The sequence below is a fragment of the Chryseobacterium urinae genome, from assembly GCF_030518295.1.
GTDB lineage: Bacteria > Bacteroidota > Bacteroidia > Flavobacteriales > Weeksellaceae > Chryseobacterium > Chryseobacterium mucoviscidosis.
This window is the reverse complement of sequence record NZ_JAULSJ010000003.1, coordinates 43,934-58,847: the sequence shown is the minus strand read 5'-3', so window position 1 is coordinate 58,847 and position 14,914 is coordinate 43,934. Positions and strand designations below refer to the sequence as shown.

General features: G+C 35.5%; 18 protein-coding genes. 3 read left to right on the top strand and 15 right to left on the bottom strand.

The annotated features are described in order from the left end of the window. Positions 1-169: 169 nt before the first annotated feature. The 12 genes from QWT87_RS02685 to QWT87_RS02630 all read right to left on the bottom strand — a co-directional run bounded on the left by QWT87_RS02685 (position 170) and on the right by QWT87_RS02630 (position 10,742). On the bottom strand, positions 170-1,225 hold the full coding sequence (locus tag QWT87_RS02685; protein WP_302713358.1) for a diphosphomevalonate/mevalonate 3,5-bisphosphate decarboxylase family protein: 1,056 nt from the start codon (positions 1,223-1,225) through the stop codon (positions 170-172). A 77-nt stretch (positions 1,226-1,302) separates the two neighbouring features. Beyond that, positions 1,303-3,072: an AMP-dependent synthetase/ligase gene (locus QWT87_RS02680; protein ID WP_302713356.1), complete on the bottom strand. Its 1,770-nt coding sequence runs from the start codon at positions 3,070-3,072 to the stop codon at positions 1,303-1,305. Continuing rightward, positions 3,069-4,082 (bottom strand): NAD-dependent epimerase/dehydratase family protein, encoded by a 1,014-nt coding sequence (locus tag QWT87_RS02675; RefSeq protein ID WP_302713354.1) that lies wholly within the window; start codon positions 4,080-4,082, stop codon positions 3,069-3,071. Before QWT87_RS02675 ends, QWT87_RS02680 begins: the two co-directional genes overlap by 4 nt. A gap of 472 nt (positions 4,083-4,554) precedes the next feature. Next, positions 4,555-5,559, bottom strand: coding sequence for an MvdD family ATP-grasp ribosomal peptide maturase (locus tag QWT87_RS02670; RefSeq protein WP_302713352.1), 1,005 nt, complete (start codon positions 5,557-5,559; stop codon positions 4,555-4,557). Then, the gene (locus tag QWT87_RS02665) at positions 5,552-6,508 is read right to left on the bottom strand and encodes an MvdC/MvdD family ATP grasp protein (RefSeq protein WP_302713350.1); all 957 of its coding nucleotides are present in this window, start codon (positions 6,506-6,508) and stop codon (positions 5,552-5,554) included. The genes QWT87_RS02670 and QWT87_RS02665 overlap by 8 nt, the downstream gene beginning before the upstream one ends. Positions 6,509-6,592: 84 nt before the next feature. Further along, the gene (locus QWT87_RS02660; RefSeq protein ID WP_087709517.1) at positions 6,593-6,811 is read right to left on the bottom strand and encodes a microviridin/marinostatin family tricyclic proteinase inhibitor; all 219 of its coding nucleotides are present in this window, start codon (positions 6,809-6,811) and stop codon (positions 6,593-6,595) included. Positions 6,812-6,838: 27 nt separating this feature from the next. Further along, the gene (locus tag QWT87_RS02655) at positions 6,839-7,057 is read right to left on the bottom strand and encodes a microviridin/marinostatin family tricyclic proteinase inhibitor (RefSeq protein WP_087709515.1); all 219 of its coding nucleotides are present in this window, start codon (positions 7,055-7,057) and stop codon (positions 6,839-6,841) included. A 116-nt stretch (positions 7,058-7,173) separates the two neighbouring features. Beyond that, complete coding sequence (locus tag QWT87_RS02650; RefSeq protein WP_302713346.1) at positions 7,174-7,953, bottom strand: alpha/beta fold hydrolase; 780 nt, start codon at positions 7,951-7,953, stop codon at positions 7,174-7,176. Between the two features lie 92 nt (positions 7,954-8,045). After that, complete coding sequence (locus QWT87_RS02645) at positions 8,046-8,765, bottom strand: pyridoxine 5'-phosphate synthase (protein WP_087709511.1); 720 nt, start codon at positions 8,763-8,765, stop codon at positions 8,046-8,048. 56 nt (positions 8,766-8,821) lie between these two features. Further along, on the bottom strand, positions 8,822-9,046 hold the full coding sequence (locus tag QWT87_RS02640; RefSeq protein ID WP_273074246.1) for a hypothetical protein: 225 nt from the start codon (positions 9,044-9,046) through the stop codon (positions 8,822-8,824). Positions 9,047-9,049: 3 nt separating this feature from the next. Further along, the gene (locus QWT87_RS02635) at positions 9,050-9,385 is read right to left on the bottom strand and encodes a DUF2085 domain-containing protein (RefSeq protein ID WP_273074248.1); all 336 of its coding nucleotides are present in this window, start codon (positions 9,383-9,385) and stop codon (positions 9,050-9,052) included. An 88-nt stretch (positions 9,386-9,473) separates the two neighbouring features. Next, positions 9,474-10,742, bottom strand: coding sequence for a mechanosensitive ion channel family protein (locus QWT87_RS02630; RefSeq protein WP_302713343.1), 1,269 nt, complete (start codon positions 10,740-10,742; stop codon positions 9,474-9,476). Positions 10,743-10,908: 166 nt separating this feature from the next. On the opposite strand from QWT87_RS02630, the gene QWT87_RS02625 reads away from it, so the two are divergent. The 3 genes from QWT87_RS02625 to QWT87_RS02615 all read left to right on the top strand — a co-directional run bounded on the left by QWT87_RS02625 (position 10,909) and on the right by QWT87_RS02615 (position 13,154). Beyond that, positions 10,909-12,084 (top strand): carboxypeptidase-like regulatory domain-containing protein, encoded by a 1,176-nt coding sequence (locus QWT87_RS02625; RefSeq protein ID WP_302713341.1) that lies wholly within the window; start codon positions 10,909-10,911, stop codon positions 12,082-12,084. Positions 12,085-12,162: 78 nt separating this feature from the next. Further along, on the top strand, positions 12,163-12,654 hold the full coding sequence (locus QWT87_RS02620) for a DUF456 domain-containing protein (protein WP_116097893.1): 492 nt from the start codon (positions 12,163-12,165) through the stop codon (positions 12,652-12,654). An 8-nt stretch (positions 12,655-12,662) separates the two neighbouring features. Next, the gene (locus tag QWT87_RS02615) at positions 12,663-13,154 is read left to right on the top strand and encodes a hypothetical protein (protein WP_288460702.1); all 492 of its coding nucleotides are present in this window, start codon (positions 12,663-12,665) and stop codon (positions 13,152-13,154) included. Here QWT87_RS02615 and QWT87_RS02610 read toward each other — a convergent pair. The 3 genes from QWT87_RS02610 to QWT87_RS02600 are packed head-to-tail and all read right to left on the bottom strand — an operon-like array spanning position 13,141 to position 14,796. Next, positions 13,141-13,782 carry a uracil-DNA glycosylase gene (locus tag QWT87_RS02610; RefSeq protein WP_288460703.1) on the bottom strand — a complete coding sequence of 214 codons (642 nt, stop codon included), beginning with the start codon at positions 13,780-13,782 and terminating at the stop codon, positions 13,141-13,143. The genes QWT87_RS02615 and QWT87_RS02610 overlap by 14 nt on opposite strands. A 10-nt stretch (positions 13,783-13,792) precedes the next feature. Continuing rightward, the gene (locus tag QWT87_RS02605) at positions 13,793-14,287 is read right to left on the bottom strand and encodes a hypothetical protein (RefSeq protein ID WP_302713337.1); all 495 of its coding nucleotides are present in this window, start codon (positions 14,285-14,287) and stop codon (positions 13,793-13,795) included. A gap of 2 nt (positions 14,288-14,289) precedes the next feature. Continuing rightward, complete coding sequence (locus tag QWT87_RS02600; RefSeq protein WP_302713335.1) at positions 14,290-14,796, bottom strand: GNAT family N-acetyltransferase; 507 nt, start codon at positions 14,794-14,796, stop codon at positions 14,290-14,292. Between the last annotated feature and the right edge of the window lie 118 nt (positions 14,797-14,914).

Genomic DNA, 14,914 nt, shown 5'->3' with positions numbered 1-14,914 from the left:
AAACTATTGTTTACAGCGTTGATTGTATTGCTGATGAGTTGCTCTTTAGCATTGCTCATTTCCTCTTCCAATCAACTGCCAAATATTACGAATTATTTCTGACAAAAACACCAACTATTTTTGACCACATTACCTTAATATGTCTTTAACCCTAATATTTTGATTACTTCTAAAACTTCATCACATCTTTCACCACTCCATTGTTCTGAGTATGCTGCAAGAGTTCGGCTTCAATGAAAGATTTTATTTTTTCTTCTGAACCATCGTTCGGGAACAGAAGGTGAACGTTGGCTCCTGCGTCTAACGTAAAAAACAGCGGCAAACCGGTTTCTCTTCTGAAATCCCAGATTTTATTGATGACTTCCAAAGTGCCTGTTTTCATTAAAATAAATGCAGGATCACTCATCATCATCATGGCATGAAGTGTTAATGCTTCGTGTTCTACCAGTTTAATAAAACGCTGCAAATCTCCGTTGGCTAAAATTTCTTTCATGGGACCGAAATTTTCCCTTGCTTCCTGAAATCTTCTGTCTGCGTAAGAATTGGTATTCATCAAACCATGACCAACAGTGGAAGAAACGCTTTTCTGACCTTCATGAATGAGTAAAACCCAGTCGTTAAAATCTTTAAAAATTTCATGAATTTCATCGTTTGGGTATTGTACTGCAAAAAGATCAGAACTTCCTTTTACCTGAGATTCGCCCCACACAACCAGCCCATTATAAAGACTTCGACAGGCGCTTCCGCTTCCCAATCTTGCTAAAAAAGAGGCTTTTCTCAACGATTCTTCATCCGAAGTTTTGCCTGAAAATGTTTCGTCAAGACTCATCAGACATTTGGCAATGGCTCCGAAACCGGAAGCAGAACTTGCAATTCCTGAGCTGTGAGGAAAAGTATTTTCGGTTCTGATGATATATTTTCCCTGTAAAATCCATGGAAGATACTGTTCGATATTTCTGAAATATTTTTCAATTTTTTCTGCAAATTTTACTTCTTCATTTCCGGCAAGAAAAGTCTGCACAGAAAAAGGTTCATTGGCAGAAAACTCCATCGAAGTATTCGTTCTGCAATGATTTAATGTAAAACTGATGCTTGGATTGGCGGGAATCTGATTGTCGTATTTCCCCCAATATTTAATTAAGGCAATATTGGAAGGACAGCTTTCTGAAACTGTCTGATTGTTTATTGTAAAATCTTTTTTTCCTAAAAATTCCTGTGTTGTCATAATTTCAATTTTTGCAAGGTGAGATCTTGCTTAATGTACAGTTGTTACAGCTCAATCTTCAACTCAGCCTTAAAAATTTAATACATCTTCTCAATAAGATCTGCATATTTTTTAAGCACTACATTTCTTTTTACCTTCAATGTCGGAGTAATTTCTCCTGTATTGATATCAAATTCCGAAGGCATCAAAGTGAATTTTTTCACTTTTTCGTAATCGGATAAATGGCTTTGCAGTTCTTTAATTTTGTCTTTGTAAAAATCGTGTATCTTTTCGTTTTTTACAATTTCCTCCCAATTGGTAAAAGGAATATTATTTTTTTTGAGATATTCTTTTAAAAATTCAAAGTTCGGAACAACCAACGCGGAAACAAACTGTTTTCCTTCGGCAATCAGGACAATCTGCTGAATGAAATTATTGTTTGTTAGGATATTTTCAATCTGCTGCGGTGCGATGTATTTTCCGTTGGAAGTCTTCATCAGATCTTTCAATCGGTCTGTAATGGTAAGATTCCCTTTGCTGTCGATGGTTCCGGCATCTCCGGTTTTAAACCAGCCGTCTTCGGTGAAAACTTTCTGCGTTTCTTCAGGTTTTTTGTAATATCCCTTCATGATTCCGTTTCCTTTTGCCTGAATTTCGTCGTTTTCCCCGATCCTGATTTCTACTCCGGGAAGAGGTTTTCCGCAGCTTCCATGTTCAAAATTCGTCAAAGGAAAAGCGGTTAAAGTTGCCGTAGTTTCCGTTAAACCGTAGCCAACCGTTACATGAATTCCAACCGACTCAAAAAACTTTGTCACTTCCGGAGATAATGAAGCTCCTCCACAAGGCAGAAACCACAATCTTCCGCCCATTTTTTCTTTAATTTTACTGAAAACCAAAGATTCGGCAATGTTTTCTTTTATTTTTAATCCAAACGGAACCGGCTGTTCTCTTCTTCTTAATTCTGCGGTCTGCGAACCGGTTTCCAATGCCCATTTGAAGATTTTTTTCTTCAGTGATGAACCTTCTTCTGCCTTTTCCAAAACTCCGGCGTAGACTTTCTGGAAAAATCTCGGCACCGCGCACATCATGGTCGGTTTTACCTCTTCCAAAGCATTGGCGATATTCTTCGGATCTTCGAGGAAATACACTCTTGCGCCTCCGTAAAGACATAATAAACTCCAGCTTCTTTCGAAAACGTGGGTTAAAGGTAAAAATGCCAGAGAAAGCTCTTCTTCAAAGTTTTTAAACTTGAAAAATTCAAAATGCGCATCAAAGGCTTTTATGAAATTTCCGTGCGTAAGCATGACTCCTTTCGGCGTTCCTGTAGTTCCGGAAGTGTAGATAAGCGTGGCAATATCTTCGTACTCTTTCTTGCAGAATTCTAATTTGGGAGAACTTTTAGCAATGAAATCCTCCAGATAAAAACTGCTGAATTCTTTCTTGATCCAGACTGCTTTTTTAGAAATGATAATCGTTTGCAGACCCGTACTTTCTTTCTTCAAAATTTCCAGACACGCATCATACTGAGCCTGATCTCCCACTAAAATTGCCTTCGCTTCCGAATCGTTGATGATGTATTCTGCCTGTTCTGCATTGTTGGTAGAATAAATTGGAACCGTGATGGCTCCGATTGCCAACACCGCGAGATCAAAAATCATCCATTCGGAAGAGTTATCCGAATAAATGGCTACTTTATCATTTTCCTGAATTCCTGCATTTTTAAGCGCATTGGCTGTTTTATACACAATTTCGCCGAATTTTTTCCAGCTCAGTTCTTTCCAGCCTGCATCTTTCTTTTTAAATCCGATAGCAGATTTTATGGGATGCTTTTCTGTATTTTTTAAGATAATTGCCTCTGCAAGATTCATTGCTTTATCTTTTTATCGTTGATATAATTATTTAAATGAAAATCAATACTTTCCGAAAGAGGAATAAACTGATAATTCAATCTGCTTTTTATTTTTTCGTTGGAAACGGTGTTCATTTCTGAAATTGATTTCACATTGGATCTTGTTGCCATTCTTAAAGCCGGAATCAACCAGCCGAATAATGTATTTGCCAAAACTCCGATATTGAGCTGAAAGTCTGAAAGAATTTTAGCTTCTTTTAAATTTAATCTGGATCTGATTTGTTTTCCTAATTCTGCGTACCTTCTGTTTTCTGCAATTACAATAAAACGTTCTCCAAAAATGTTTTTTTCCATTAATTTTATGGAAATTTCTGCAACATCTCTTACATCCACATAACTAGATCCGCCAGAAAATGTAAAGCTGTTTTTTTCGAAGGTAGGAAAAACATCTCCGCTGCTGTTTCCCCAGTTTCCGCTTCCGATGATGATTCCGGGATTTACAATAACAACGTTTAAACCTTCTGCTGAAGCTCTCCACACTTCCATTTCGGAAAGGTGTTTGGAAAGTGCGTATGCAGAATGATCCAGTTTAGGATTGAAATCAGATTCTTCGTCCAATTCTCCTTTTTCGTTAAAATTATCAAGGACAGCAATTGAGCTCACGTGAAGAAATTTCTTCACACCGGAGTCTTCGCAGGCGTACATGAGATTTTCTGTACCTTTTATATTGGTACGATACATTTCTTTTTCGTCATGAGGATGAAAGCTTACTTTGGCAGCGCAGTGATATACTTCGTCCACGTCTTTCAAAGCTTCCTGAAGAGAATATATATCATTAAAATCTACATCAACCCATTCTATTCTATTGAAGAAATCATTGGGATTTTCCGTATAAAATGTATAGGAATGCCTTACTTCGTTTAAATTGCTCGTCGGTCTTTTTGCTGCACGAACGTTTTTTCCCTTTTTCAGAAGTTCCAAAACGATTACTCTGCCTAAAATTCCGGTTGCTCCCGTTACAAAAACCATCAATTTTTTTTACTTGATTGCTGACTAAATTATGATAATATTCTACGTTATGCAAATTTGCGATTTTTAAGGGAGATTTCTGTTTTTTAAATGGATAAAAACGTCAAAAGTTTTGATGTTTCTGTTTTGAGCACTAGATAAGATGATCATTAAATTAACCTGAGTTCGGAATAAGTCTTCTTAAACGCAAGGTAAAACAAAGAGATTCAATTATCAGGAATTCATTTTTTAAGATATACAAAGGCGTAAAACTTATTAAAGTAATACCATTTTTGTGTTTTTTGAATAAACGAAGTGCCTTTGTTTAGCTTACAAACTTTCAATAAGTAAAAAATCTTTTGTTTTTATTTGCGATCAACTAATATAATGCTATAAATCAATTTTTTAAATTTATTTCTTATCCCGAACTGAGGATAAATTAAAAAAAACGGACTTTAGCCCGTTTTCTGTATTATCGTGTGTTAGAAGAATTTTAGACCAAAACCATATTGTTTCTTCTTGGAGCTTTATCACATAAGATATCGGCAATACTTTTAGAAATAAGGTTTCCTTCGGTGAGATTATCCAGCCAGAAGAATTCTCCGGCACAATTGATCTCAATGAAATAATATTCGTCTTCGGGTGAAACGATCATATCTATTGCTCCGTAATCGATATTGTAAACATCCAGAAGTTCCAGCAATTTTGCTTCGATGTCTGTTGGAAGATCCGTCGGAATCCATTTATCAATAAGATTTACGCCGTCTTTTCTCCAGTCTATTTTTGCGGCTTCCGATTGTTGAGAATCGATTTCGAAAGCATAAACATCTCTTCCGACAATGGTAATTCTAAGTTCTTTTTTCTTTTCAATTTTTTTCTGGAACTGCATCGGACAATACAAAAGCGTATCCAGTTCCTCCAGTTTATCTTCCTTTACCACATTGGTGAAGACCACACTTTCTACACCGTCTTCATAAATGGCAAATCCTGTCTGCATTTTGGCAACCACATTTTTATGTTTTACAATGAATTGTTTTGCCTCTTCCGGATTATTCGTAAGGCAGGATTCCGGAATCCTGAGTCCAATTTTATGAGCTATTTTCAACTGTTCTTCCTTACTGTCTACTCTTCTGTAAACACTTGGTTTTCCGAATGCATAAACATCAATAGACTCTAAAAATCCAAATAGTGTCGTCCTGATCTCTCCCATCGCAGCTCCGTAAAATTTAGAATCCAGTTCTTCTTTCAGACCAGATCCAATATTGTAGGCTCTTCTGTACCAGACTGCGGAAATATCGTCTAAACGATGTTTTTTTTCTGGAGTTTCTAAAATACTGATCCACTTTCCTTCTTCAAAACGGGTAGATAATTTATTTTGCAAAGGGTATAAATCTACGTCGAAACGGATGACTTCACAATTATTCTCAGCAATATATTCTGTTACTTTTTCTATGGAAAAATTATCTCCTGTATGGGTAATTATTAAAATTTTATTCATTGGGTTTCATTCTTTTTATAAGGTTATCGGCAATTTTTTCCGCAATCGGGAAATTGAGTTTTTTTTGCAGCATTCCCCATTCTCCCTGCGGATTTACTTCGAGGAAATAATATTTTCCATCTCTACCTTTTATCATGTCGATTGCTCCGATGTACAATCCCATATCTTTCATCATTGAGGTAAGACTGGTTTTAATATTTTCGGGTAAGTTGTATTCTGACCAAAAATAATTTTCGTTGGCTATTCTCCAGTCTGCGTTTTCGCTGTTATTGATTTTTCCGGTAAAAAATTCTCCTTCAAGATACAGTATTCTCAATTCATATTCTTTTTCGATGTAGGGCTGAAAAATCATGGGACAGTATTCTATGTCTTCTATATTTTCGAGAGAATTTTCATCGATGATGTTGGTGGAAAGGAAATTTTCGCCGCTCATTGTTTTTGAAAGCGCACCATGAAGTTTTGCCACCATTTTTCCATTGCATTTCTGATAGAAAAACTCAGTTATTTGTTCTGAATTGTTCGAAAAAATAGTTTCGGGAATAGTAAGGTTGTTTTTTTGAGCGATCTTTAATTGATACATTTTGTTGCCATCAATCTTATTTTCATTCTCAAACGGATTGATCCACGGAATTTCTTCCAGCAAGGTGAAAAGATTGTATCTGAGAGCAGCGTATTCTTTCAGAAAAATTTTTGTGTAGGTTTCATCCAGTTCTTCAGGAACAGAAATTCCCCATGATTTTCTATGCCACACCGCTTTAATTTCATTTGAATTAACGGTATTTCCGAGTTCATCGGTTAATTCAAAAAAGTTTTCGCTGATGCTTATTTTCTGATAATGATTTATTTTATCAGAATTTAGTCTGAAAAAAGGAATATTTTTAGATTTTAAATATTCAAAAAAGATATCAATATTGTAAAAATCCTGAGAATGTGTAATGCAAAGAATCATCTGCCATTTTTATTAAAAAAGGAAACTTAGAGTGTAAGTTTCCTTTTAGTATGATTTTTTTAATGTGATCGAGATAAAAATCCATTAAATTGACGGAGAATCATCATCCCCATCAGAAGGATATTTCATTGTCTGCGCCATATCATAGATTGGCTTTGTCACAGTATCTACAGCAGGTTTTGTAACCGTATCCTGCGAAGCAATTGTTACATTTGCTCCTCCTTTAATTTTTTCAGGATCCTGTAATTGTTTCTCTAAAAATGAAGCGAAAAATGGCTTCTTCTTTGAATCTTTGTTTTTCATAGTTGTTTTATTTTGGGTTGTTCGTTTTTAGATTTCTGTACCTCCCTCATCGCCATCGGAAGGATATTTCATGGTAACATTATCATTGGAAGGTTTTGTAATGCTGTCCTGAAGCGCTGTTGTAACATTATCTTTTAACGGAGCTGTGGCAACAGTTTCAGATCCTCCTTTGATTTTTTCCGGTTCTGCGATTTGTTTTTCTAAAAATGATGCGAAGAACGGCTTTTTGTTTTTCTTATTTTCCATGATGTTAATATTTAGTGATTTAGCTTCGACTAAAATATTAAAAAATATCACACAAAGAAGAGTAAATTTAAAATTTAAGAAAATTTTAACAATTCAGCCAAAATAAACACTTTATGTTACATAATATTCAAAAATTCTTTGACGATTTTAGCAAAATCGACAGGATTTTCAGCCTGAACCCAATGTCCTGCATTTTTAACCGTTGAAAACTGAGCTTTTGGGAACTGCTGTTTGATGGCAAATTCGTCCTGAGGAAGAATATAGTTTGACTTTTCGCCCGCAATAAACAACGTTTCACCATCAAAAACGCCAAATTTAATGGCATTCGAGACAAACTGATTGTATTTTTCAGACAGAGTTTTTAGGTTAAATCTCCAGTTGAGTTTTTTATTATCGTCCCAATACAGATTTTTTGTAAGGAATTGTATGGTTGATCTTTCAGGAATATACTGGCTCAAAACCGCTTCCACATCATTTCTGGAATTTACAGTATTGAAGTCTACCGTTTCCAAAGCTTTGATAATTCCCTGATGATGTGGAGGATATGCTTTCGGAGAAATATCCACAACGATAAGCTTTTCAACTTTTTCAGGATATTTAATAGCAAACTGCATCACTGCTTTTCCGCCTAAAGAATGCCCCAGAATATGAGCTTTTTCTATGCCGTAATGATTCATATACCGAAGAATATCATCCGCTAAATCGTCGTGAGACATCTCATCGGAATGAAAACTTCTCCCGTGATTGCGGAGATCAATAAGGTGAGTCGGTACAAATTCTCCGAAATCTTTTCCGAAGGTTCCCCAGTTATCAAGCATTCCAAATAAACCGTGAAATACCAAAAGCGGTGTAAACGAAAGATTTTCGCCAAATATTTTTGAATTTAAAATTTCCATACGTTTTGTTTTTAGATAGAAGTGGGGTGACGGAAGCAGGAAGTTTAGAAAATATTTATCAAACCTTTAGCTTCACATATAACTTCCGATTTTTACCATTTTGCCAGTCTCTTCAGATAAGCCTGAACTGTATTTTCCATTCCCATATATAACGCCTCTGAAACCAAGGCGTGACCAATGGAAACTTCAAGCAAATTCGGAATGGTATCTGCGAAATATTTTAAATTTTCTAAACTTAAATCGTGCCCTGCATTAATTCCCAACCCGAAATCTGTGGCAACAACCGCCGTATCGTAGTAAGGTTTTATAGCAGATTCTTTATTTAGAGTATAATTTTTAGCATAAGCTTCAGTGTAGAGTTCAATTCTGTCGGTTCCTGTTTTGGCAGCATATTCTACCAGTTCGGGAGTCGGGTCTAAGAAAATTGAAGTACGGATTCCTGCATTTTTAAATTCTGCGATAATTTCCGTCAGAAAATCCAGATGTTTTTTGGTGTCCCAACCGGCGTTTGAAGTAATGGCATCATCTGCATCGGGAACCAGCGTTACCTGTTCCGGTTTTACCTCAAGAACCATATCGATAAAAGAACGGTGAGGATTTCCTTCGATATTGAATTCCGTAGTTACCAAAGGTTTCAGATCATAAACATCTTTTCTTGTGATGTGTCTTTCATCGGGTCTTGGATGGATGGTAATACCCTGTCCTCCAAACTCCTGAATTTTTACGGCCGCCTCCGTTACACTGGGTGTTTCTCCTCCTCTTGCATTTCTCAGCGTCGCAATTTTATTAATGTTTACACTTAGTTTTGTCATACTGCAAAAATAAAAAAACCCAACTTAAAAGTGGGTTTATAATCTTAAGATTTTTCCTATTTCTGTAAGGTAAGTCTTATAATAGTAAGAACTACATTTACGGCAAGTCCTATAAGCGCCATATTACATGCTGATTTCGCTGCAATAGGTTCTTTGTCTTTTTTTACGAAGTAAATAATTGCACCTGCCAAAGGAATACAGAATGATAAAATTTTTAATCCTATATGCAGGTCTTCATTAGACTGATTAGGCTTTTGGTAATTTTGATTAAAATCGCTCATAGTTTAAGTTATTAATGTTTCAATGAATTTATAAGTATGATAGGTAATTCTTTCACTAAGTCCGCTCATTCCTACTCCTGCGAGAATTCCGGTAAAACAACGGATAAAGTTGGTACTTTCTCTGTTGAGATAAGCCTGAGTTAAGCCATCAACAAACGTAGGAAGAACAAGCACAACACTTAACAGAATACTTATCTGATAAAACCATAATAAAGGAATCATGACAAAATATCCCAAATAAATACCGGTACATCTTGCACACACCGGAAACTGCTTATTCTTGTAAAAAAATGATCTTGAGGGCATTCTGTGACAATCCACCCATTGTATTTTAGTCATAAAGCTAAAATACAAAAAAAATTCTGCGGGAAAATATTTTTTTGATATATGAAAAATATAAAGTGATGAAATCAATTTGGGGTATTCATTACACCTTTACACTGATCTGCATTACCTGAAGATCAAATTCTTTAGAAGCAACCAGTAAATGATCAAAAATATCTGCCTGAATCTGCTCAAAATGTTCCCAACGCGAATCATTAGCGAAACAGTAAATTTCTAAAGGCAGACCTTGCGGAGTAATATCCAACTGACGAACCATCATTGCACCATCCTGATCAACATCGGGATCATTCTGGAGGTATTTTTCTGCATAATATCTGAAAACGCCAATGTTGGTAAGCTGTCTTCCGTTCACTATTTTATCACTGTGCTTCAAAGTTTCTTTTTCTTTTCTCAGCTCAATGCTTTTTCCTTCAAGATATTCTGAGATCAGATTGATGTCTTTCAGGCGATCAATGTCTTCTTCCGTTAAAAATTTAAAGGAATTGATATTAAAGTAGATTGATTTTTTAATTCTTCTGGTGTTGGATTCTGACATCACCTGAAGATTTTTAATTTCAGTGGTTAAAAGATCATAGGTTGGAATTGAAGAAATGGTTTTATCAAAATTCATGATCTTCGTCGTTAAAAGACTGATGTCTGAAATATTTCCTTCGATATTGTATTTAGGAATACTGATCCAGTCCCCTACTTTAAGACTTTTAGAAGTTGAAACATGGATTCCGGTTACAAATCCGAGAATGGTATCGCGGAAAACCAGTACCAGAACTGCTGTAATTGCTCCTAAACTTCCAACAATGGTAGCTCCTTTAATCCCGAAAATCACACAGATCCCTACAATGGAGAAAATGAAGATTCCTAAAATTTTCATTGTTTCAGAAATCGCATTCAATGCCATGATTTTGTAATAATCCTGTTTAATGGCGAAATAGTTTCTGAAAGCAGTAAGACCACGATAGAGCATGCCGGCAAGAATTAATACAAGTCCTAAATTAATGGAACGTATAATAAAGATATTGGTTCTGGGAATTGCTTTAGGCGGAAATATAGAGGTCTGAATTCCCAGTACAATTGCCAAAGCAAAAAGATGTGCAACAGAATTTGTTATTCTTGACTGATAAATTGATTTTATTACGGGGTATTTTTCTTCATTATGAAAAAAGCGGAAGATAAGATTGATTACAGGTTTTACAAGAAAGTCTATCAGCAAAAATACAATAACAAGAATCGCAAGTTTTGTAAAGGCATGAAAAACCCAATCCAGACCTGCCGGAGAAATTTTGGTAATGTATAAATAAAGCTGTTCGCTTAAATCCTGTATGAAATTTTTGGTTTCCTGTAACTGATCATTCATTCTAACAAATTTAGTAAAAAAATTAAATTCACTCAATATCGATTAAATAAGGATTTTTCATAAAATATTTCAATTTAAATTAACGATTATTTAAAATTATTCTAAAATTAAGATATTTATAATAATAAAATTGTTAATTTAGTGATGTAATTAAACGCTAAAACTTATGAAAAAACTAAACCTCATTTTTATTTTTATTATCTTATTGTCTGTGGGTTCCTGTCGCTCGGATTCTCCATCTACGGAAGCTACGGTAGATAATACGGTAAAAACCGGAAAAATAACCGGAAAAGTAATGTCACAAAACGGAGCCAAAGCCATTGGCGGCGCGTCTGTTTTTACTTTCGACGATAAATATAAGATCTACTACACAACTTCTGATGCGGATGGTAATTTTACACTAGACGCTCCGGTAGGCAATCACACCATTCACATTCAGACCGGGAATGGAAGCAATTTCCGTACAGAAGTTGCTGCAACGGTAAAAAATAACGAAACTTTAACGTTGGATCTGTCTCAGACCAAACTGAATCAGGTGGCTAAAATTGCTTATGTAAAAGGTTCGTATGATAAAATTGAAGATATTATTCTTACTTTGGGATATACCGCTACGGAAATCACGAATAATGATCTTACAAATTTAAATACTATTGCACAGTATGATATTATTTTCCTGAACTGCGGTTCCAGAAAATACTCTACCAATCAGGCACTTTTCCCTGCAATCGATGCAAACCTAGCAATCTTCGTTGCTAATGGCGGAAGTATTTATGCTTCAGATTGGGATGTTTCTTATTTAGTGGGCGGTACAGACAATACTTCAGGCTGCGCTCCTGCGGGAGGATTTGTTCCCGATTCAAAACTTTGTTCTGTGAACAACGGAAGCTCGGGCATTGTTCCGGCTGTGGTAAGCAACGCAGGATTGTCTTCGGCACTTGGTTTCAATAATCTGAATATCGATTTTGATTTGGGATCCTGGCAAAAAATTACCAATTATGACCCTTCTTACTGGGAAGTTCTGGTAAAAGACGGTGCTAATCAGGCATTGATGTTGAGAACGAATCATTTTACAGCTACAGGAATTCCGGTAACGCCTATTGGAAATGCTCCGAACACAACTTTTGTTCCGGTTTGCATTACTATTCCGGGAAGCAGTATTCAGATCACGATTTCGGTTCCGCAGACTTTGGTTCCTTATCTTGTTGCATTGGGTGCAACTGTAGGTCCTTGCTCCGGTTCTTCAAACAGCGGATATATCTATTATACAAGTTTCCATAATCATGCTGCAGGAAACATCGGAAATGCGGGTGTGATTTTACAGTACGTGATCCTGAATCTTTAATCATATTTTTTTCATTACTATATAAAGTGGCTCTTTTTGGAGTCACTTTTGTTATATATTGCAAATAAATTTCAAACTATGGACACGACATTAATTAATATCCTTTGTCTTATTCTTTTGTTTCTGGGGATTTTAGGAACGTTTCTTCCTGTTTTGCCAGGATTATTGCTAAGTATTTGCGGACTTTTGATTTACAAATTCGGAACAGATGCAGATCTTCCTATGATTTATGTTTGGGCATTCGGAATTCTTACAGTAGCTTCAGTGGTCTTAAACTATGTAATTCCGGCAAAAACCAATCAGAAATACGGAGGAACGCGTTGGGGAAGCATCGGTTCGATTATCGGAACCATTGTCGGAATATTTTTACCCATTCCTTTGGGTTTTCTGGTGGGTATGTTTGCGGGAGTATTTATCGGGGAACTTCTTCACGACAGCAAGGATGTGAATAAAGCCCTGAAATCAACAAAAGGGGCTTTTATAGGATTTATCTACGGAACAGGTTTCAGCTTAGTTGTAGGTGTGGCAATGTTTTTGGTGGTATTATTAGATATGCTTAATATTATATAAAAAAAATTATGCTACATAAAATGCTTATCCTGAGTTTAGGCTCATTGTTTTTAATGAACTGCAATGCTCAAAAAGAAAATAAATTAAAAGTGAACACGGATAAAAAAGGCGTTACCAAAGTAACCAGCAAAGATGGCGGAATGATCTATTTCAATGAGGGTGAGAACAAATTCCTTGAAGAATATCAGATGAATGTAACCTTTAAAGGAATTTCCGAAGACAGCCGTTGCCCAAAAGATGTAAACTGCATTTGGGCAGGTGTTGCTGTGGCACAGGTTGAAGTAATGGGAACTGCAACCCGACCGGTGGTTCTGAATTTAGCCAGTATGGACAATGAAGGCAGAAACTATCATCAGTCGGCTGCATTTAACGGATATACTATTTCTTTAACGGATGTTCAGCCTTATCCTGCTTCGGCAGACGGAGCGAAGGCTTTGAACGGAAAGTATAAAATAGGAATTACCATTAAAAAAGGAGGAGAAAATCCTACCATGAAATAGGTTTCTTCCCTCTTGAAACCAGATATTCATTAATTTTTGAAAAAGGTCTGCTTCCGAAAAATCCCCTGTAAACAGAAAACGGAGAAGGATGCGCAGATTTTAAGATAAAATGTTTAGCCGGATCGATGAGTTCGGCTTTTTTTTGTGCAAAAGCGCCCCAAAGAACAAAAACCACGTTTTCTTTTTTATCTGAAATTTCCTTGATGATGAAATCTGTAAATTTTTCCCATCCCAAATCTTTGTGTGAATTCGGAGAATGCGCACGAACGGTTAAAGTTGCATTCAACAGTAAAACCCCTTGTTTTCCCCAATCGTCCAATTCTTTTGAAGTTCTTTCAACACCAAGATCATCTTTTAATTCGATAAAAATATTTTTCAGAGAAGGCGGCGCGGCAACCTGTTCAGAAACGGAAAAGCACAAACCATTCGCTTGATAATCATTATGATAAGGATCCTGCCCTATGATCACTACTTCGATATCTTCAAAAGGCGTAATTTCCAACGCTCTGAAAATCTGATTTTTTGGTGGAAAAACTTTAGTGGCTGCATATTCCTGCTTTACTTTTTCCCATAAATTGGTAAAGTATTCTGTCTTTTTTATCGGGGCTAATATTTCTGTCCAGGTCATTTTTTAAAATTTAAACATTATAATTTATTCTCAATTCAAAAGTACTTGGTTTTTTATTTCTAATTTTAATATAAAATGGATCATTTCTAAAATTTTCAATTAAACTTTCATGTTCATTTTCATTATATATTAAATCACGCTCATTGAGAGAAACATAATTTCCATATTTTGAATCACATCTTATAGTATCAAATAACATTTCGAATCGAATTTCTATTGTCTCATCTGTATCATCATTAAATTTGAAAGAACGCATAAATGAAAAATGCAAATTGCTTTTATAATCTCCAAAAAGACTAATATATAAACTATCGGAGGAGAGAAGAAATGTTTCTTTAGGGTATAAATTCAAATAAAAATCCACCATTTTAACTTCTTTATAATGGCATATCATCGCATTAAGAGCATCTTCAGCTGTAAAATCTACTTTGGAAGCAAATAGATCTAGATAATTTTCAACAGATTCTATTAAAAAATCACTAGCTTTATATAAATCTGAATACATAATTATCTTCGATTCAAGCTAAAAACCAGATTCTCCGGAAAATCTTCATCCTTTCTATCTTCCTGCAATACAAAATCATGTTTTAAAAGAAGTCCTTTTGAATTTTCGTTGAGCTTGTGCGTCATCGCAATAATTTCCTGCAAATGTAAATTTTTAAATGCAAAATCCACGACTGCCGCCAAAGCTTCCGACATGATGCCTTTTCTGTGATACTCCGGTAATAATTCATAACCGACTTCTGCTTCTTTCCGGTCTTCGGAAAAATTCCAGAGACAGATAGTTCCGATCAGATTCGGCTGGTCTTTTAACGAAATTCCCCAATAAAAAGATGTCTGATTTCGGGTATTTTCTTTAATGGTTAAAATAAACTGAAGCGCATCATAATTGTTTTTAGGAGGATTTCGGTGTACGAACTGGTTGATGGTTTCATTGCTTCTGATCTTTAGAATGTCTTCCGTATAACTTTCGTCGATGGGTTTCAGAATTAATCTTTCGGTTTCTAGCTTCATAGTTCAAACTTACATAAATTTAGTAATTAAACTTATTAGTTTCGACCAAAAAAATCACACAAAATTTTACTAAAAGAAATTGTAAAATTCAAAAATTAAATCTAGTTGTTAAACAGTG